This window comes from Bradyrhizobium sp. S69 (assembly GCF_009766005.1).
In the GTDB taxonomy this organism is placed as follows: Bacteria; Pseudomonadota; Alphaproteobacteria; order Rhizobiales; family Xanthobacteraceae; genus Bradyrhizobium.
In genome coordinates this window covers 15,581-34,304 of the sequence record NZ_LMUK01000046.1, presented here as the reverse complement: position 1 = coordinate 34,304, position 18,724 = coordinate 15,581, and the positions used below count along the sequence as shown (strand labels likewise).

Genomic DNA, 18,724 nt, shown 5'->3' with positions numbered 1-18,724 from the left:
CGACCGCAACGGTAGAACGCCAAACCACCCATCGTCAAACGCCGGCCTGCCCGCCAATTCCGCGATCTTGCCTGATGACGGCGGCGGCTCTATGCAGGGAGCAAGGCCGGCCAACAGCCAAAAAGGCGGAGCAAAGACCATCATGCGCGACCAGTTCTCCAACGCCCTGCAGATCCGCAAGCCGGCCAAGGTCTCCACGGGCGGCATCGTTGCCGCGCAATCGCGCAAGGCCGCCGAGGTCGGCGCTGAGGTGCTCGCGGCCGGCGGCGACTGCGTCGATGCGGTGGTCGCGACCACGTTCGCGCTCGGGGTGCTCGAGCCGTGGATGAGCGGCCTCGGCGGCGGCGGCGCGATGGTGCTGTACCGCGCTCGCGAAAATCGCTTCGAGGTGATCGATTACGGCATGCGCGCACCGGATAGCCTGCGCGTCGACGACTATCCGCTGACCGGCGACGGCACGGTCTCCGACCTCTTCCCATGGGCGCGGGTCAAGGACGATCGCAACCTGCACGGTCCCGGCTCGGTCGCGGTGCCCGGCGTGGTCGCCGGCATGGAAGAAGCGCATCGTCGCCACGCCAAAATGCCCTGGCAGGAATTGCTGCGGCCCAGCGTCAGGCTGGCCAGTGAAGGTCTCGCGGTGGATTGGTGGACCACCCTAATGATCGCAAGCTCCGCGGCCGACCTGCGACGTTACCCCGCAAGTGCCGCGGCCTATCTCGTCGATGGCCTGCCGCCGAATGCGCCATGGGGCATCCGCTCCAGCGTGCGTCTGCCGCAGGACAGGCTCAAGGCGACGATGTCGCATCTGGCGGCGGAAGGCCCGCGCGATTTCTACACCGGCGATCTCGCGCGCAGCATCGCCTCCGACATAAGGGCGGCCGGCGGCGCGCTCTCGGTCGAAGACCTCGGCGCTTTCCAAGCCCATCTGCGCGAGCCGCTGGCGATCCCGTATCGCGGCGGCAAGGTGTTCGCGACACCGGAGCTCACCGCCGGACCGACGCTGGCGCACGCGCTGCGCCTGCTGCAACAGGATTTCGAGCCCGCGAAGGGTGGACCAGACGCATCGGCCTACACCAATTACGCGCTGGCCCTGCAATCGGCCTATCGCGAGCGGTTGCAGGATATGGGCGATGCCGACGGCAGGCGCGCGCTCGGTGCCGAACATCTGGCGCCGTCCTGCACCACGCATTTTTCCGTGATCGACCGCGACGGCAACATGGCGGCGGTGACGCAAACGCTGCTGTCGACCTTCGGTTCGAAATTCGTGACGCCGCAAACCGGCATCACCATGAACAACGGCATCATGTGGTTCGACCCGACGCCGGGCAGCACCAACGCGCTGGCGCCGGGCAAGCGCTGCCTGACCAATTACACCCCGGTGCTGGCGCAGGCCGCCGATGGCCGGCGGTTCGCGGTCGGCGCCTCCGGCGGCCGGCGCATCCTGCCGGCGGTGATGCAGCTATTGTCCTTTGTGATGGACTACGGCATGGATCTCGATGCGGCGATCCATCAGCCGCGCATCGATGCCAGCGAAGGCGCGGTCGTGATCGGCGACGTGCGGCTGCCGGCGGCCACGCGGCAAGCCTTGAGTGACCGCTTCGACTACGAAGCGGCCCGCATCCAAACCCTGCCGATGAAGTTCGCCTGTCCGAGCCTCGTGCTGCGCGATGGCTCCACCAACAGCGGCGCCACCGAGCCGTTCCAGCCCTGGAGCGAAGCGGTCGCGGAGGCGGATTAGCTCGACACAGTTCGGTAGACGTCCGGCCGAAGCACTTCCATGAAGCGGGACGGGTTTCCGAGTGGTTCAAACCCGAACTGGCTGTACAGACCGTGCGCGTCGGACGTCAGCAGAAGCAGGCGCCGCAGACCTTGCAGATCCTGGTGTCCGACGACGCAACGCATCAGCCATTTCGACAGACCCTTGCCGCGATATTGCCTAAGGATGAACAGGTCAGCCAGCAGCGCGAACGTCGATCTGTCGGTCACGACGCGCGCAAATCCGACCTGCCCGGCGCGATGGTACACACCAAAGCAAAGCGAGTTCGCGATTGCGCGTTCCACGATCGATCGCGGGACACCGCGCGACCAATAGCTGTCCTCCGCCAGGAATGTGTGAATGACCTCGACGTCCAGCCGATCAACGTCGGTTGATATCTCGTAGTCGGCGAGTAACGGGTCCGTCTGCATTCACCTGGCTCCTTGAGCTGCTCGTCCTAACCGAACCGGTGGTCGTAGCGGCTGAGCGCGAGCTCGGCGGTGTCGATGTCGGGCTTCTTGCCCGACAACAGATCGGCCAGCGCGCGCGCCGAGCCGCAGGCCATGGTCCAGCCCAGCGTGCCATGGCCGGTGTTGAGATGCAGATTGCCGTAACGGGTGGCACCGATCACCGGCGGGCCGTCGGGCGTCATCGGGCGCAAGCCGCTCCAGAAACTGGCCTTGGCAAGGTCGCCACCGCGCGGAAACATATCGGTCAGCGAATGATCGAGCGTCGCCCGCCGCGCCGCGTCGAGCCGGTTGGAATAGCCGGAGATTTCCGCGGTGCCACCGACCCGGATCCGATCTCCGAGCCGCGTGATCGCGACCTTGTAGCTCTCGTCCATCACGGTGGACACCGGGGCTGCGTCGGCGTCGATGATCGGCACCGTGATCGAATAGCCCTTGATGGGATAGACCGGCAGCGAAATGCCGAGCGGCCGGAGCAGCCGCGGCGACCAGCTGCCGAGCGCAACGACATAGGCGTCGGCCTGCAACCGCCCGGCGCTGGTGACGACGCCGGCAATCTTCGAGCCGTCCGCGATCAGCCGCTCGATCGTGGTATTGAGCTTGAACTGCACGCCGAGCTTGGCTGCCTCCGCCGCCAATGCCTCGGTAAACATGTGGCAGTCGCCGGTCTCATCCTGCGGCAGCCGCATGCCGCCGATGAACTTGTCCTTCACCGCCGAAAGCGCGGGCTCGGCGGCGATACAACCGTCGCGATCGAGAACCTCGTAGGGCACGCCATATTGCTTGAGCACCGCGATGTCGCCGGCGGTGCCGTCGAGCTGCGCCTGTTTGCGGAACAGTTGCAGCGTGCCGCGGCTGCGCTCGTCATAGTGAATGCCGGTCTCGGCGCGCAGCGCGCGCAGGCAGTCGCGGCTGTATTCGGCGATCGGGATCATCCGGCTCTTGTTGACGGCGTAGCGCGCCTCGGTGCAGTTGCGCAGCAGCTTGAGCAGCCAGATCCACATCACCGGATCGAGCTTCGGCCAGATCACCAGCGGGCCGTGCCGCATCAACAGCCATTTGATCGCCTTGACCGGCACGCCGGGACCGGCCCAGGGCGAGGAATAGCCGGGCGATACTTCGCCCGCATTCGCAAAACTGGTCTCGAGCGCAGGCTTTGGCTGACGGTCGACCACCGTCACCTCGTGGCCGGCGCGCGCGAGGTAATAAGCGGACGTGACGCCGATAACGCCGCTGCCGAGAACAAGGACTTTCACGATTTACCGCACTCCTGCCGCAGCATCGTTGCGCGGCCGCTTCAAGTCCTAGAGCGGGATGACTTATCTTCGAATCGTCATCCCGCTCTAGCTTGTTGTCTGAGCATAATCTTTCCGGAAAACCGGTTTCCACTTTTCCGGATCATGCTCCAGCGAGCAAGGATCAGGCCACGCGCTTGATGGCGTCGCCGAGGATCGAGACCATCTCGTCGATATGGCTGCGCTCGACGATCAAGGGCGGCGACAGCGCGACGGCATCGCCGCTCTGGCGGAAATAAAGACCGCGGTTGAAGCAATCGACCATCAGATCATAGCCGCGCGCGCCCGGCGCATCCTTGCGCGGCGAGAGCTCGACCGCGCCCATCAGGCCGACGGTGCGGATATCGATCACGTTCGGCAGGCCCTTGAGCTGATGGAATGTATCGCTCCAATACCCGGCGAGCGAGGCGCCGCGCGTCAACAATCCCTCGTCCTCGTAGATATCGAGGGTCGCAAGGCCGGCGGCGCAGGCCACCGGATGCGCCGAATAAGTATAGCCGTGGAACAGCTCGATCTGGCTCTCGGGCCCGGTCATCAGGCCATCGTGAATCTTGCGGCTGGCGAACACCGCGCCCATCGGCACGGTGCCGTTGGTGATGCCCTTGGCCGTCGTCATCAGATCGGGGGTCACGCCGAAATAATTGGCGGCGAACGGCGTACCGAGCCGGCCGAAGCCGGTGATGACTTCGTCGAAGATCAAGAGGATGCCGTGCTTGTCGCACAACTGGCGCAGCCGTTGCAGATAACCCTGCGGCGGTGCCAGCACGCCGGTCGAGCCGGCAACCGGCTCGACGATAACGGCGGCGATGGTCTCGGCACCATGCAGCGCCACCAGCCGTTCGAGATCGTCGGCGAGCTCGGCGCCATGGGGCGGCAATTGCTTGGAGAAGGCGTTGCGCGCGAGATCATGGGTATGGACGATATGATCGACGCCGGGCAGATGGGTCGCGAAGGCACGGCGGTTGTTGACGATGCCGCCGACCGACATGCCGCCGAAACCGACCCCGTGATAGCCACGCTCGCGGCCGATCAGGCGGGTCCGGGTCGGCTGGCCGGCGGCGCGCTGATAGGCCAGCGCGATCTTCAGCGCGGTATCGGCTGATTCCGAACCCGAATTGGTGAAGAACACCCGATCAAGCCCTTGCGGCGCGATCGCGGCCAGCCTTTCGGCGAAATCGAACGCGATCGGATGGCCCATCTGGAACGAGGGCGCGAAGTCGAGCGACATCAACTGACGTTCGACGGCGGCGGCGATCTGGCGGCGGCCATGGCCGGCATTGACGCACCACAGTCCGGCCGAGCCGTCGATCACCTTGCGGCCGTCGACGGTGGTGTAATGCATGCCCTCGGCGGACGCGAACATCCGGGGCGCCGCCTTGAACTGCCGGTTGGCCGTGAACGGCATCCAGAACGAATCGAGCTGCAGGGTGTTCGGCTTCTGATGAACGGTCACGGTGACACTCCTGGGTTGGCAGCCAAAGCTCTCAGGCTAGCCGGATCACGCTTGCGAAGACACAACAAGTCCTTTTCTGCGCTCCTGCAACCCATTGATTTTATTGATACGATCGGTCCATATTTGTTCGATCCGAAACACCTGCAACAGGGATTTCCAATGAGCGTCGATATCGGCGGACGGCTGCGGTTCGTTCGCAGTCGGCACAAGCTGTCGCAACGCGAGCTTGCGAAGCGCTCCGGCGTGACCAATTCGACGATCTCGCTGATCGAATCCAACCAGATGAACCCGTCGGTCGGCGCGCTCAAGCGCATCCTCGACGGCATTCCGATGGGGCTCGCGGAATTCTTCGCGATCGAGCCGGAGCGGCCGCGCAAGGCGTTCTATCGATCCGACGAATTGACCGAGATCGGCAAGAAGCCGATCTCCTACCGCCAGATCGGCGACAATCTGTTCGGCCGCAGCTTGCAGATTCTGAAAGAGCGCTACGAGCCGGGCAGCGACACCGGCCGGGTGCCGCTGGTTCACGCCGGCGAGGAAGGCGGCATCGTGGTCTCGGGCCGGCTCGAGGTCACCGTCGACGACGAGCGCCGCATCCTCGACCCCGGCGACGCCTATTATTTCGAAAGCCGCCGCCCGCATCGATTTCGCTGCGTCGGCGCCAAAGCATGCGAAGTCATCAGCGCCTGCACTCCGCCGACGTTCTGAGCACGACCTGCGATCCGGCGCTCGACAAAATCGGGCGCGCGCGGCAGGCTGGCCCGTCAACAAAAACAAGCCAGTAACCGGGAGCGCTTCAATGAAAAAATCACTCTGGATCTCGATCGCCGCCTGCGCCGCGGTGGCGATGCTGCTTCCGCTGTCGGGCCAGCGCGCGGTCGCCCAATCCGGCGGTCTCTACGTCAACGCGGTCGATCTCGACATCGTGCCGGCCGAGCGGGACAACTATTTGGCCGCGATCAAGGAAAACAGCCTGGCCGCGATTCAGGAGCCCGGCTGCCGGCAATTCGATATCCTGGCTCTCGCGGATGATCCGAACCATCTGTTTCTCTATGAGGTCTATGACAACGAAGCCGCCTTCAAGACGCACCGGGCTTCCGAACATTTCAAGAAGTACGCGGCGTTGACGGCCAGCATGGTCGCCAAGCGCGTGACCCGGACGATGGCGGCGATCGGCACCAACGCCAAGCCGCATTAGCGGCCGACGGCCATCGAACCAATCGGCCGCGAGCCGAGACCAATGGTCAGCTGGAATTTAAGCGCTTCGATTTCAGGCGCTTGATTTCAAGGACTTGAATTTCCAGCACTTGATTTGAAGCGCCTGGATTTTTGCCCGCTGGGGAGAGATGTGTCATGGCTGGTCGGATCGGCATCATGTCGCGATGGATCGTCGCGGCACTTTTGCTGTGCGCCGGGGTGTCCACAGCCCAAGCCGAAAAACGCGTGGCGCTGGTGATCGGCAATTCGGCCTATCAGGCCGTGCCCAAACTGCTTAATCCCGACAGCGATGCCAAACTGATGTCGGATACGCTGCTGTCGCTCGGCTTTTTCGTGGTCGGCGGCGGCGCCCGGCTCGATCTCGACAAGGCCGGATTCGACGCCAGTCTGCAGGAATTCAGGGCACAATTGGTCGGCGCCGATGTCGCGCTGTTTTACTACGCCGGCCATGGCGTGGAGACCCACGGGCTGAACTATCTGGTGCCGGTCGATGCCCATCCGCAGGACGAAGCCGATGTCTTCATGCAGATGGTCTCGACATCGGACATTCTCGACGGGCTGGAAAAATCCGGCACCAGGATCAATCTGGTCTTGCTCGACGCCTGCCGCGACAATCCGTTCGGCGGCCACGGCGTCCGCTCGAGAACCGGCGGACTGGCGCAGATGCCGGCCCCGGTCGGGACCTTGATCTCGTTCGCGACCCAGCCGCGCAGCGTTTCGCTCGATGGCACCGATGGTCACAGTCCCTACACCAAGGCGCTGGCCGAGGCGATGCAGAAGCCCGGCTACGGGCTGTTCAAGACCTTCAACGAGGTCGGCCTCGCGGTGGACAAGGCAACCGGCGGCCAGCAATTGCCGTGGCTGTCCTCTTCGCCCATCACCGGCAGTTTCTATTTCGCCGGCAAGCCGGAGCTGCCGCCCGCCGAACCCAAGCAAGCGTCGCTGACGCCGGGCGGTGCGCCGGTCGCGACCACGCCCGCATCCACGCAAGAGCTGCGGTTCTCGCCACCGGACGATCCGCTGCGGCAGGGTCTCGTCGTCGACTGCGACCGGTTGGCGGCGATGCCCTACGATACTGGGCATGGCTGGAAGCTGCCGGGCCTCGAGGTCGACAAGATCAATGTCACGGCGGCCGGCCCCGCCTGCAAAGACGCGATGCAGCGTTATCCCGACGTAATGCGCTTCGTGTTCGAAGCCGGCCGCGTGGCGACCGGGCAAAAGGATTATGCCGAAGCGCGGCGTCTCTACGAGCAGGCTGCCGCGGCGGGTTACGCGATGGCGATGAACAATATCGGCGCGCTCTACGAAGGCGGATCCGGCACGCCGGTGAACAATGTCGAGGCGGCGCGCTGGTACCAGAAGGCGACGGATGCGGGCGAGCCGATCGGCATGGTCGATCTCGGCTGGCAATATGAAACCGGACACGGGGTGAAAAAGGATGGCGCGCAAGCGCGCCAGCTTTACGAGACCGCGGCCAAGGCCGGCGAGCCTTCGGCGATGAACAATCTCGGGCTAATGTATATGCACGGCGACGGCGTTCCGCGCGACTACGACGCGGCACGCCGCTTCTACGAGCAGGGTGCGGCCCTCGGCAATGACGCCGCCATCAACGGACTTGGCGTGCTCTACTCCAACGGCTACGGCGTCGCCCGCGATAACAGGAAGGCGCTGCAATTGTTCGAGAAGGCGGCGGCGCTCGGCAATGCCGAAGCCAAGGAAAACCTGCGGGGGACGCGACGGTGAACCTGCGCGGCGTTCCATCGCAGACCCGGGATCAAGCTGGACCTGGCTAGCTGTTTGCGGATATCGCGGCGCGGGTATAGCTTTTGCCGAAGACGCACTGGAAAGATGGGCTGGGACAGCCAACCAACCGGGAGCCATGTCATGCGCGCCTTCGTTTTGCTCGCCGCCTTGCTGATCGGCCTTGCCGCCCCTGCCCGCGCCGGAAATGACCTCGCCACGGCGCAAGGCATCATCACCTCGCAGGTCGAAGCGTTCGGCCGCGACGATGCGGCGACCGCCTATTCCTACGCCGCGCCCGCGATCCAGGGCATGTTCCACCAGCCCGATATTTTCCTGTCGATGGTGCAGCGAAACTACGCCCCGGTGTATCGCCACAAGAGTTTTGAATTCGGCGAGGCCCAGGTCGCGGACGGCAAGATCGCGCAGCGCGTTCACATCCTCGATGCCGACGGCGAAGCCTGGGAAGCGCTGTACACGCTGGAGCAGCAGCCCGACGGCAGCCTGAAGATCATCGGCTGCGTGCTGATCAAGGCCGGGCAAGCGGTGTAACAACCGTCGTCCCGATGAACGAGCCTACGAAGCAATCACCGACGTCATCCTGAGGAGCGCGCTCTTGCGCGCGTCTCGAAGGATGGCCGCGAACACCATCCTTCGAGACGCGGCCAAATGGCCGCTCCTCAGGATGACGGTTCCGGTGTGTCCCGGCGGAATGCCGAGACGACGTGTCCCCGTCTTACGCCAGCACCAACCGCTGCCGCGCGCGAAGCAGCAGCGCCGTCACGATGGTGATATTCAGCGCATTCCAGCCCAGCCCGTTCAAGAACGCCGCGGCGTAGGAGCCGGTGGCGTCGAAGATTACGCCGGACACCCAGCCGCCGAACGACATCCCGATTACGGTCGCGAAGATCACGATACCGACGCGGGTCGCGGCTTCCTGCGCCGGCATCGCCTCGCGCACGATGATGGCGTAGCTCGGCACGATGCCGCCCTGGAACAGGCCGAACATCGCCGAGATCAGGTAGAGCGAGGTCAGGCTGTCGAAGAACAGATAGAACAACAGCGCAAAGCCCTGCGCCAGCGAGCCGATCAGCAAGGTGGCGATGCCGCCGATCCGGTCGGCGAGAAATCCGGAACCGATGCGGCTGACGATCCCGAAGCCTAGCATCAGCGACAGCATTTCGGCGCCCCGCGTCACGCCGTAACCGAGATCGCCGCAATAGGCGACGATGTGGACCTGCGGCATCGACATCGCGACGCAGCAGCCGACGCCCGCGATCGACAGGATCGCCGTCAGCGCGTTGGTCGACAACCGCAAATCGACCCGCGGCTGCGCCGCATTGACGTGGCTGCGCCGCACCCCCGCCCCCATCAGCAGGCGCAACATCGCCAGCGCCAGCGTCATCGCAATTGCGGTGAAGATGCCGACCGCGATGTGGGTGGTGCGCCAGCCGAACGACTGCATGGCCCAGTTCAACAGCGGCGGCCAGATCGAGCCGCCGATGTAATTGCCGCTGGCGGCGATGCCGACCGCGAGGCCCCGGTGACGGTCGAACCAGTGCGAGGCTTCCGCCATCAGCGGACCGAAGGTCGCGGACGAACCGAGACCGATGGCGAAATGCACCAGGATGAACTGCCAGATCGACGACGAGGTTGCGGCGCCGATATAACCGAGGCCGAGGATGCCGATGCCGAGCCCGATCGCGGTGACGATGCCGTAGCGGTCGGCGATCTTTCCGGTCAGCACCGCGCCGGACCCGAAGCCGAGCATCGCCAGCGTATAGGCCAGCGACGCGGTGCCACGGCTCGCCGCGAACTCCACCTGCACCGTCGGCAGCGCGACCACCACCGACCACATCCCGACGCTGCCCAACGCGCCGATCAGCACAGCCACGGCAAGCCGCATCCACGCCCGGCGCGAGTCGGGAATGAATGACTTCGAATCAGGGGACAATCGAGAAGAAATTTCCACGGCAGCCGCAATTACGGCGGCCAGCGCCTTCAGGTCAAGCGTTATGGCGCGATATTGGGCATGCGGAAGCAGCGCAACAGGAGGTCGGATTGGCATCTCGACCTGCGCGCATTAACGTCCGCCCGGCAAACAGGCCACCTGAACGTCGGTTGACCGGGAGGCGCAGGAAGATGCCTACATGAAGCTATACTACGCGCCGGGCACCATATCGCTGATGCCCCATGTCGCCTTGATCGAGAGTGGTCTTTCGTTTGTCGCCGTAAGGATTGATGAAGCCAGCAAGAAGACGGCGGATGGCGAGGACTACCACGCGATAAACCCGCTGGGCTACGTACCGGCCTTGGTGCTCGATGATGGCGGCGTGCTTCTTGAGGCCGCCGCGATCGCCCAGTACATCGCGGACCGCGATGGAGCCGGAAAGCTCGCGCCGGCGCACGGAACCGTCGCGCGGGCGAGGCTGCAGGCCTGGCTGAATTTCCTCTCCAGCGAGCTGCACAAGGGAGCTCTTGGCCCGCTGTTCTACACGGCACTGGACGAGCGAGCGAAGGATGTTTTCCGCGAGCGGCTGAAGGCGCGCTTCGCCTTTGTCGACCAGCATTTGTCGACGCACGATTATCTCCTGGGCGAGGACTACTCCATCGCCGACGTGGGCTTGTATGCGATCACAGGCTGGGCACCCCGTGTTGGTTTTGACATCCGCGCCTACCCGAACCTGGTCGCGCATCACGCGCGGATCGCCACTCGCGACGCGGTGCGTGAAGTTCAAGGGATCGAGGGGCCGCTCCCGGCATGACTCCTCGCTATCGGATAGCTAGAGCGGGATGACATTGGATGAGTCGGGGCTATCCGTGCGCTCCCTTCACCTCTCCCCGGTGGGGAGAGGTCGATTTGCTCCCGGCGATGCGAAGCATCGTCCGGTGCAAATCGGGTGAGGGCTCTTATTTCAAACGAGAGGCGATAACCCCTCACCCGGCGCTACGCGCCGACCTCTCCCAACGGGAGAGGTGAAGGGAAATCGCGGCCGATTCGATCAATAATCCTCGCGCTCTCGGACGCCTCAAGCTGGCACCGTGTCGGCCGCGATCTGATCCAGCAGGGCCACCGTGTCGCGCGTCAGTTTCAAATCGGCCGCGGCGAGATTTTCACGCAAATGTTGCGGCGATGAGGTGCCGGGGATCAGCAGGATGTTGGGCGCGCGCTGGAGTAGCCAGGCGAGCGCCACCTGCATCGGCGTGGCGCCTAATCTCGTGGCGACATCCGACAAGGTGGTCGATTGCAGCGGCGTGAAGCCGCCGAGCGGGAAGAACGGCACATAGGCCGTGCCGGCGTCCGCCAGTTCGTCGATCAGTGCGTCGTCGTCGCGATGCGCCAGATTATAGAGATTCTGCACACATACGATTTCGCAGATCCGACGCCCTTCCGCGATCTGCGCAGCCGTGACGTTGCTGAGCCCGATGTGACGCACCAGGCCCTGTCGCTGCAGATCGGCCAACACCGTCAGCGGCGCCTCGATCGATCCCTCGGCGGGTCCATGGATGCCGAACATGCAGCGCAAATTGACCACATCGAGCGCATCGAGGCCGAGATTGCGCAAATTGTCGTGGACAGCCGCAATCAATTCCCCGCGCGAGAACGCCGGGATCCATGAGGCGTCATTGCCGCGCCGGGCGCCGATCTTGGTGACGATGACGAGATCGGTGGGATAAGGATGCAATGCCTCGCGGATCAGCTGATTGGTGACGTGCGGACCGTAGAAGTCGCTGGTGTCGATGTGATTGACACCGCTCGCCACCGCCTCGCGCAGCACCGCGATGGCACTCTTGCGGTCTTTCGGCGGCCCGAACACGCCCGGTCCGGCCAGTTGCATCGCGCCATAGCCGAGCCGCTTCACCACGCGGCCGCCAAGCGCGAACGTTCCGGCTTTGCTGATGTCGATCATGGTCACTCTCCTCTGTTCCACCGGCTATGTACGGCGCATCAGCCCGCGCGATAATAGGGCGCAATCGGAACAGGCTGTGCGGGAGGTCGAACAATGACGGCGGACCTTGGCGATCTACGACGTTTGTCGCGGTCCCGCGGGCTGGCAGTTTTCGCAAGGCAGCGGGTGCAATCACTGTAATTTGGCTTTGACGGATCTGCCCGCATCGACGGTCGCGACGGAGCTATCGATGCCCAGCGGCACTGACACCGAGAAGAAACCCGATGTTCCCTCCAGATGATTGACGGCGTCGAACTCGCGATAGACTTTCAGGCGCGTCGAGACCGGCAGTTTGCCGAGTTCGAACGTGTAGCCGATTGATCCGCCGAGCGCCACGACACGTCCTTCAAATCCTCCGAGGACCGCGCCGAGGCCGGAGTCGGGCGTGAATTGCTGGTAATAATAGCCGACCAGGCCCAGCGTAAATTGCTTTGTGATGTATTTGGTTGCCGCCCACTCCAGATGGAATTCGTCACCGGTGGTATAGTTGGTGGCGGTGTTCGGCTGATTGAACGTAAACCCAGCGGCGGTAGATAGATCCCAACCGATCGCGGGATCAAGCCAGGTCAGCGTGCCGAACAGATCGACCGCCGGACGATTGAGCGACGCGTTTGAGAGTTGCCCCGCGACATAGGTGCCCGAGGGCGCAACGCCCCCGATCCCAAATTGCCAGTGAAAGTTACCGGCCTGCCATCCGAGATAAGACTGGATGAAGAAATCGCTCAGGTTGGTGTGGTCGTCGGTAACGTTGAGACCGATTGGACCGAAGCGCGGCGAATTGACCAGCAGGCTGGCGCCGACGCGCGGTTCGCCAACCGACGACGTCAGCGAGAACGCCAGATCCCCGCCAAGTATCTTGGCGGGTGTGACCCACAGCGTGGTCGGAAGGTTGAGCCACGACTGCGTCGAGACATTGGCGACCAGCAGTCCGCCGAACGGCAGCGATTTTCCGCCGCCGATCTTGGCGTCGTAGAAGTACGTGTCGTCCTCGAAGTAGACGCCGGGAGGCGGCGTGATCCCCGCGCCATTTGAGCGCGATCCCATCAGATAGGCGCCGATGCCGCCTTCGGCGGCCTTCGCGGGATTTTGGCTGAAGCAAAGCGCCGCTGCGGCAGCGAGTGCGGCGATGCGATATTGTCGCATTTGCTCACCTCCATTTCCGAAAGCAAGATACACGATCGCAAATTTCAGTCCGATTACTCATGCGACATTTCGACCCGACAACAGCAGTTCTACTTTTAGGCGATCAAGAAATTGCATACTGTGGCTATCGCGCCGCTTTCATTCGAATTATCGAAAAACTTTGCACGCGGTGAAATCGATTGATCAATGATTGCCGTGCACTGTTTTCGTGCAGGAATTGAGTGTTTCGAGACAATTTCCGAAAACGTGCGCCGTGTCAGCGCGATGTTCTGATCTCGCTTCGAAGCTTCGGGCAGCGAAAATAGGGAAGGATTTCTGACCGATCGATCGCGCAGTGCAACCCAAGGATGAAATATGGAACGGTTTTCGAAAATACGATTTGACAATGACTCTGGCTCTAGCAACAGCCATTCGCCCAGCATGATGGGTTGGCGCACTGTCGGCACCCGATGACTGCTGGTTCCACGCCGGTCTGAATCGAACGCAGGGTTTTTGGGACGTATACCGCAACAGGACTTCTCAAATTGAATTGGCGCACATGCCATGACGTTGCTGAGGGACGATATCGGCAGGAACGAGCAGCCATCCGGGGATAACCGGATCGGCGATATGGTCCAAATTTCCGGCGGCACGTTCCGCATGGGGTCGGGCGATCATTATCCCGAAGAGGCGCCGGTGCATCGGGTGACGGTCGATGATTTCTCGATCGACCGCACGCCGGTGACGAACCGTCAATTCAAGGCTTTCATCAAGGCGACCGGCCACCGGACATCCGCCGAGATTCCGCCCGACCCGAAATATTACCCCGGCGCGCTGCCACACATGCTCTATGCCGGCTCGCTGGTATTCTCGCCGCCGCCGCGCGTGGCGAATCTGCGCGACTGGAGCCAGTGGTGGGATTTCATGAAGGGGGCGGACTGGCGCCACCCCTATGGACCGAAAAGCAATATCAATACGCACGACAACCATCCGGTCGTGCACGTGTCGTTTGCCGACGCGCTCGCCTATGCGCAATGGGCAGGAAAAGACCTGCCGACCGAGGCCGAATGGGAATTCGCCGCACGCGGCGGCCTCGACGGTGCCGAATTCGGCTGGGGCGATGAATTAACGCCCGGTGGCATGCACATGGCCAACACCTGGCAGGGCGAATTTCCCGCGCAGAACCTGAACGCCGATGGCTACGAACGCACCTCGCCGGTAACGGCGTTTCCACCGAACGGCTACGGCCTGCACGACATGATCGGCAATGTCTGGGAATGGACCTCGGACTGGTATGCGCCGAAGCACGCGGCCGATGCGCCGAAGGCCTGCTGCATTCCCGAAAACCCGCGCGGCGGCCGCGAAGAGACGAGCTTCGATCCGCGCCAGCCCAATATCAAAATTCCGCGCAAGGTCATCAAGGGCGGCTCGCATCTCTGCGCGCCGAACTATTGCCGCCGCTACCGGCCTGCGGCGCGGCACGCCGAGGCCGTCGATACCTCAACCAGTCACGTCGGATTCCGTTGCGTGAAGAGGACTCCAGCCACGGAATAATTGTCAGTCCTCACAGTGAAGAAGGAGCGCAGCATGCCCGACGACACCAAGGAGCAAGACCGGCACGAAGCTTCATTGAACGAGACGGAAGACCGCGCACTCAGCCGCCGCAAGATCCTGCTTGGCTCGTCGGCGCTGATGGCGGCGGCGACGATAACCTCCGGCGCGCTGGCGCAGGCGCAAAAGGCCGCGCCGGCTTCCCCCGCAGCGACTCCACCTCCACCATCCGGCCGCAAACCCAATATCCTCGTGATCTGGGGTGACGATATCGGCATTGCCAACATCAGCGCCTATTCGGGTGGCCTGATGGGCTACGAGACCCCGAGCATCGATCGCATCGCCCGCGAGGGCCTCAAGCTGCAGCATTACTATGGCGAGCAGTCGTGCACCGCCGGACGCGCGGCCTTCCTCACCGGGCAGCACGGCATTCGTACCGGCCTCACCAAGGTTGGCTTCCCCGGAGCGCCGATGGGCATGAGCCAGCTTGATCCCTCGATCGGCGGTCTGCTCAAAAACCTTGGTTACGGTACCGGGCAATTCGGGAAAAACCATCTCGGTGACCGCAACGAATCGCTGCCAACCGTGAACGGCTTCGATGAGTTCTACGGCAATCTCTATCATCTCAATGCGGAGGAGGAGCCGGAACTGCCCGATTATCCGAAGGACCCCGCCTATCTCGCGAAATACGGTCCACGCGGTGTTCTCAAATGCAAGGCCACCGACAGCGATGATCCCACGGTCGATCCGCGCTTTGGCAAGGTCGGCAAGCAAACCATCGAGGACACCGGAGCGCTGACCAAGAAGCGCATGGAGACGGTCGACGACGAGACTTCGGCCGCGGCGATCGACTTCATGAAGCGCCAACAGACGGCGGGCAAGCCGTTCTTTGTCTGGTTCAACGCGACACGTATGCACCTGCGCACCCACGTCCGCACCGATCATCGCGGTCGCTACACCCACGGGGATAGCGAATATATCGACGGCATGGAAGAGCACGACGATACCGTCGGCGCCTTGCTCAAGGCGCTCGATGACATGGGCGTCACCAACGACACCATCGTGGTCTACTCCAGCGACAATGGACCACACATGAACACCTGGCCGGACGGCGCCATGACCTGGTTCCGCAGCGAGAAGAACACCAACTGGGAAGGCGCCTTTCGGGTGCCGTGCCTGGTGCGCTGGCCGGCCGCCATCAAGCCCGGCACGGTTAGCAATGAAATCATGAGCCACAACGACTGGATTCCCACGTTCTGCGCCGTTGCGGGCGAGCCCGACATCGTCAACAAGCTCATGGCGGGCTACGCCGCGAACGGCGTCAGTTACAAGGTCCACCTCGACGGGTACGACCAGTCCCAATTCCTGCGCAACGTCAGCGGCACCGCGGCCAACAACAACGGCACCAAGAGCGCCCGCGACAAGTTCTTCTATGCCGATGATGACGGCCTCCTCGTCGGCATGCGGTGGGGAGACTACAAGTACGTGTTTTCCGAACAGCGCATGCAAGGCACGATGGGGCTCTGGGCCGAGCCGTTCACGACGCTTCGCCTGCAAAAAATGTTCAACCTGATGCAGGACCCGTTTGAGCGGGCCGACTTCACCTCCAACACCTACTGGGACTGGATCATAAATCACGTCGGAAACGTCTACGGAATGAACGAGGAGGTCTTCAAGTTCATAGCGACATTCAAGGAGTTTCCGCCACGTTCGTTCCCGCCAAGCTTCAACCCGGCGAACATCATGGAAAGCACGCTGGACAGCATGAAGCAGAAAAAGGCGTTGACGGAGGGGCTGGATCTCGACCGGATTCGCGGCAATCTGAACAGGATGATCGATCAGCGCCTCCAGCAGCGCTGAGTTCGGCGCGCACATGCTGGCTCGCCCGAGGACGGGCCGGTATGACTTGTATCCTCGCAACCTCAATTAGAGGTTTGACATGTTTGTTTTTGCAGCGTTCATTGTTCGACGATCATTTGTCGTGACGCTGCTCGCTGTCAGTTTTGTCGTGATCGCCTGCGCCGGCGTGTCGGCCCAAAGCGATCCGCTTCCTTCCTGGAACGGCGGCGCGGTCAAGAAATCCATCATCGATTTTGTCTCCCGCGTCACGACGCCGGGCGGCGTCGACTTTGTTCCGGTCGAGCAGCGCATTGCGACCTTCGATAATGACGGCACGTTGTGGTGCGAGCAACCGGTCTATTTCCAGGTCGCCTTCGCATTCGATCGCATCAAGGCAATGGCGCCGCAGCACCCGGAATGGAATTCGACGCAGCCGTTCAAGGCGCTCCTCAACAAGGACATGGAGGCGCTCGCCGCGACCGGTGAGAAGGGGATGCTGCAGATCATGGCGGCGACCCACGCCGGCATGACGACGGACGAGTTTAGCAAGGCCGTGCTGGACTGGACCGTCGACGCGCGCCATCCACGCTTCAACCGTCCCTACACCGATCTCGTGTACCAGCCGATGCTGGAACTGCTGGCTTATTTGCGCGCCAATGGCTTCAAGACTTTTGTGGTCTCCGGCGGCGGCGTCGAATTCATGCGGCCATGGATGGAAAAAATCTACGGCATTCCGCCCGAGCAGGTGGTCGGCTCGTCCGGCGTTGTCACATTTCAGATCGATGCGAGCGGCAAGCCGTCACTGCTCAAGACGGCAAAGATCGAATTCGTCGACGACGGCCCGGGCAAGCCGGTCGGCATCAACCGCTTCATCGGGCGTCGTCCGATCTTCGCGTTCGGCAACTCCGACGGCGATCTGCAGATGCTGCAATGGACGGCTGCAGGCGCGGGCGCGCGCTTTGCCGGTCTCGTCCACCACACCGATGCGGAACGCGAATACGCCTACGACCGGCAATCAAAAATCGGAAAACTCGACAAGGCGCTGGACCAGGCGGCCGCAAAGGAGTGGACGGTCATCGACATGAAGCGAGACTGGAAGACGGTTTTTCCCATCAAACGATAGAGCTCACATGTCCGGCTACGACATCTTCGCCTGGATCGTCCTCCTCATCCTCGTCGCCAGCGCGATCGGGGTGTTCTGCATCGCCGGCTGGCTGCCTGGGCATATCGCCACGACCCGCGGGCATCCATGGGCCGCTGCGGTGACCGTGGCCGGCTGGGTCACCTTGATCTGCGGCTTTGCACTGTGGCCGATCGCGCTGATCTGGGCCTATATCGACGTTCCTGCACCGCGACAGCGGGGGCCGGCGCCATGATCGTCGTCCTACTCAATGTCTATCTCGTCATTCTTTTCGTGCTGGTAAAGTTGAACATCGTTCGCTTCGACCTGTTCTGGAAAGTTTCGCCGGCTATCGTGTTCTTGCTTCTGCTGATCGGCCTGTTCATCCCGATGGGCTGGGGTGCGCCGCAGGGATCCGCGGTGGTGGTGCGCAATTCGGTGGCAATCGTTCCCGACGTCGCGGGCGAGGCAATCGACGTGCCCGTCACGGCCAATGTGCCGTTGAAGAGCGGCGACGTCCTGTTTCGTATCGATCCGATTCCCTATGACGCGCAGGTCAAGGCGATCGAGGCGCAGCTAAAACTCTCGACAACGCGACTGGCGCAGATGACACAGTTGCTCGAACGCGATTCCGGCCGCGGCTTCGACGTCGAGCAACGGCAATCCGAAGTCGACCAGCTCAAGGCGCAGCTCGAAAGCGCCAAATGGAATCTGGACAAGACCACGGTGCGCGCGCCAGGCGAAGGCTATGTCACCAATGTCGCGCTGCGCAAGGGCGCGCGGGTCTCCAACCTGCCGCTGGCGCCGGTGATGGCGTTCATCGATACGTCGAACACCCTGATTGGCGTCGAACTTGCCCAGATCGATGCGCGCTATGTCGCGCCGGGGCAGGATGTCGAGGTCACCTTCAAATATCTTCCCGGTCAGGTGTTCAGCGGCAAGGTGGAGAGCGTGCTGCAGGCGATCGCGACCGGTCAGGTACAGACGTCCGGTCTCGCCGTTCAATCGAAGAGCATCGAGGCAGCACCCTTTGTCGCGCGCATCAGGCTCGACGATACCTCGCTTGCGGACAGCCTGCCGGCCGGCAGCACCGGCACGGCCGCGATTTTCACCGATCGCGTGAAGGCCGCGCATGTCATCCGCAAGGTTTTGCTGCGCCAGATCGCGATCACCAACTACGTCAACCCGTTTTGAAAGCATGCCTGGAGTTGGA

General features: G+C 62.9%; 18 protein-coding genes. 11 read left to right on the top strand and 7 right to left on the bottom strand.

Annotation, left to right across the window (positions count from 1 at the left end):
* Window positions 1-142 precede the first annotated feature (142 nt).
* A complete protein-coding gene (locus tag GSQ88_RS24940) occupies window positions 143-1,738 on the top strand; it encodes a gamma-glutamyltransferase family protein (protein WP_159010437.1) in 1,596 nt (531 codons plus the stop codon).
* On the opposite strand, the gene GSQ88_RS24935 is transcribed toward GSQ88_RS24940, so the two are convergent.
* The 3 genes from GSQ88_RS24935 to aptA all read right to left on the bottom strand — a co-directional run bounded on the left by GSQ88_RS24935 (window position 1,735) and on the right by aptA (window position 4,971).
* Window positions 1,735-2,187: a GNAT family N-acetyltransferase gene (locus tag GSQ88_RS24935; protein ID WP_159010436.1), complete on the bottom strand. Its 453-nt coding sequence runs from the start codon at window positions 2,185-2,187 to the stop codon at window positions 1,735-1,737. The genes GSQ88_RS24940 and GSQ88_RS24935 overlap by 4 nt on opposite strands.
* 26 nt (window positions 2,188-2,213) lie before the next feature.
* Window positions 2,214-3,479 (bottom strand): D-amino acid dehydrogenase, encoded by a 1,266-nt coding sequence (locus tag GSQ88_RS24930; protein WP_159010435.1) that lies wholly within the window; start codon window positions 3,477-3,479, stop codon window positions 2,214-2,216.
* A 163-nt stretch (window positions 3,480-3,642) separates the two neighbouring features.
* A complete protein-coding gene (aptA, locus tag GSQ88_RS24925; protein WP_246784998.1) occupies window positions 3,643-4,971 on the bottom strand; it encodes an omega-aminotransferase AptA in 1,329 nt (442 codons plus the stop codon).
* 159 nt (window positions 4,972-5,130) lie between these two features.
* Between aptA and GSQ88_RS24920 the strand changes: the two genes are divergently transcribed.
* From GSQ88_RS24920 to GSQ88_RS24905, 4 genes are all read left to right on the top strand, one after another.
* The gene (locus GSQ88_RS24920) at window positions 5,131-5,679 is read left to right on the top strand and encodes a cupin domain-containing protein (RefSeq protein ID WP_159010434.1); all 549 of its coding nucleotides are present in this window, start codon (window positions 5,131-5,133) and stop codon (window positions 5,677-5,679) included.
* A gap of 91 nt (window positions 5,680-5,770) precedes the next feature.
* Window positions 5,771-6,169: a putative quinol monooxygenase gene (locus GSQ88_RS24915; protein WP_159010433.1), complete on the top strand. Its 399-nt coding sequence runs from the start codon at window positions 5,771-5,773 to the stop codon at window positions 6,167-6,169.
* 155 nt (window positions 6,170-6,324) lie between these two features.
* A complete protein-coding gene (locus GSQ88_RS24910) occupies window positions 6,325-7,932 on the top strand; it encodes a caspase family protein (protein ID WP_159010432.1) in 1,608 nt (535 codons plus the stop codon).
* 141 nt (window positions 7,933-8,073) lie between these two features.
* Window positions 8,074-8,481 carry a DUF4864 domain-containing protein gene (locus GSQ88_RS24905; RefSeq protein WP_159010431.1) on the top strand — a complete coding sequence of 136 codons (408 nt, stop codon included), beginning with the start codon at window positions 8,074-8,076 and terminating at the stop codon, window positions 8,479-8,481.
* Window positions 8,482-8,665: 184 nt separating this feature from the next.
* On the opposite strand, the gene GSQ88_RS24900 is transcribed toward GSQ88_RS24905, so the two are convergent.
* Complete coding sequence (locus GSQ88_RS24900) at window positions 8,666-9,835, bottom strand: MFS transporter (RefSeq protein ID WP_246785046.1); 1,170 nt, start codon at window positions 9,833-9,835, stop codon at window positions 8,666-8,668.
* 244 nt (window positions 9,836-10,079) lie between these two features.
* Between GSQ88_RS24900 and GSQ88_RS24895 the strand changes: the two genes are divergently transcribed.
* Entirely contained in the window at window positions 10,080-10,694 is a 615-nt protein-coding gene (locus GSQ88_RS24895) for a glutathione binding-like protein (protein ID WP_159010429.1), read from the top strand.
* A gap of 264 nt (window positions 10,695-10,958) precedes the next feature.
* Here the strand turns inward: GSQ88_RS24895 and GSQ88_RS24890 are convergent, their stop codons facing one another.
* From GSQ88_RS24890 to GSQ88_RS24880, 3 genes are all read right to left on the bottom strand, one after another.
* Window positions 10,959-11,840, bottom strand: coding sequence for an aldo/keto reductase family oxidoreductase (locus GSQ88_RS24890; protein WP_159010428.1), 882 nt, complete (start codon window positions 11,838-11,840; stop codon window positions 10,959-10,961).
* 171 nt (window positions 11,841-12,011) lie between these two features.
* Window positions 12,012-13,022 (bottom strand): SphA family protein, encoded by a 1,011-nt coding sequence (locus GSQ88_RS24885; RefSeq protein ID WP_159010427.1) that lies wholly within the window; start codon window positions 13,020-13,022, stop codon window positions 12,012-12,014.
* Between the two features lie 95 nt (window positions 13,023-13,117).
* Window positions 13,118-13,459 (bottom strand): hypothetical protein, encoded by a 342-nt coding sequence (locus GSQ88_RS24880; RefSeq protein ID WP_159010426.1) that lies wholly within the window; start codon window positions 13,457-13,459, stop codon window positions 13,118-13,120.
* A gap of 106 nt (window positions 13,460-13,565) precedes the next feature.
* On the opposite strand from GSQ88_RS24880, the gene GSQ88_RS24875 reads away from it, so the two are divergent.
* From GSQ88_RS24875 to GSQ88_RS24855, 5 genes are all read left to right on the top strand, one after another.
* A complete protein-coding gene (locus GSQ88_RS24875; protein WP_159010425.1) occupies window positions 13,566-14,555 on the top strand; it encodes a formylglycine-generating enzyme family protein in 990 nt (329 codons plus the stop codon).
* Between the two features lie 33 nt (window positions 14,556-14,588).
* A complete protein-coding gene (locus GSQ88_RS24870) occupies window positions 14,589-16,412 on the top strand; it encodes an arylsulfatase (protein WP_210253887.1) in 1,824 nt (607 codons plus the stop codon).
* Window positions 16,413-16,491: 79 nt separating this feature from the next.
* Window positions 16,492-17,514, top strand: a complete 1,023-nt coding sequence (locus GSQ88_RS24865; RefSeq protein WP_159010424.1) for an HAD family hydrolase — start codon at window positions 16,492-16,494, stop codon at window positions 17,512-17,514.
* A 7-nt stretch (window positions 17,515-17,521) separates the two neighbouring features.
* Complete coding sequence (locus GSQ88_RS24860; RefSeq protein ID WP_159010423.1) at window positions 17,522-17,767, top strand: DUF3302 domain-containing protein; 246 nt, start codon at window positions 17,522-17,524, stop codon at window positions 17,765-17,767.
* On the top strand, window positions 17,764-18,705 hold the full coding sequence (locus GSQ88_RS24855; protein WP_159010422.1) for an HlyD family secretion protein: 942 nt from the start codon (window positions 17,764-17,766) through the stop codon (window positions 18,703-18,705). The genes GSQ88_RS24860 and GSQ88_RS24855 overlap by 4 nt, the downstream gene beginning before the upstream one ends.
* Window positions 18,706-18,724: the final 19 nt, after the last annotated feature.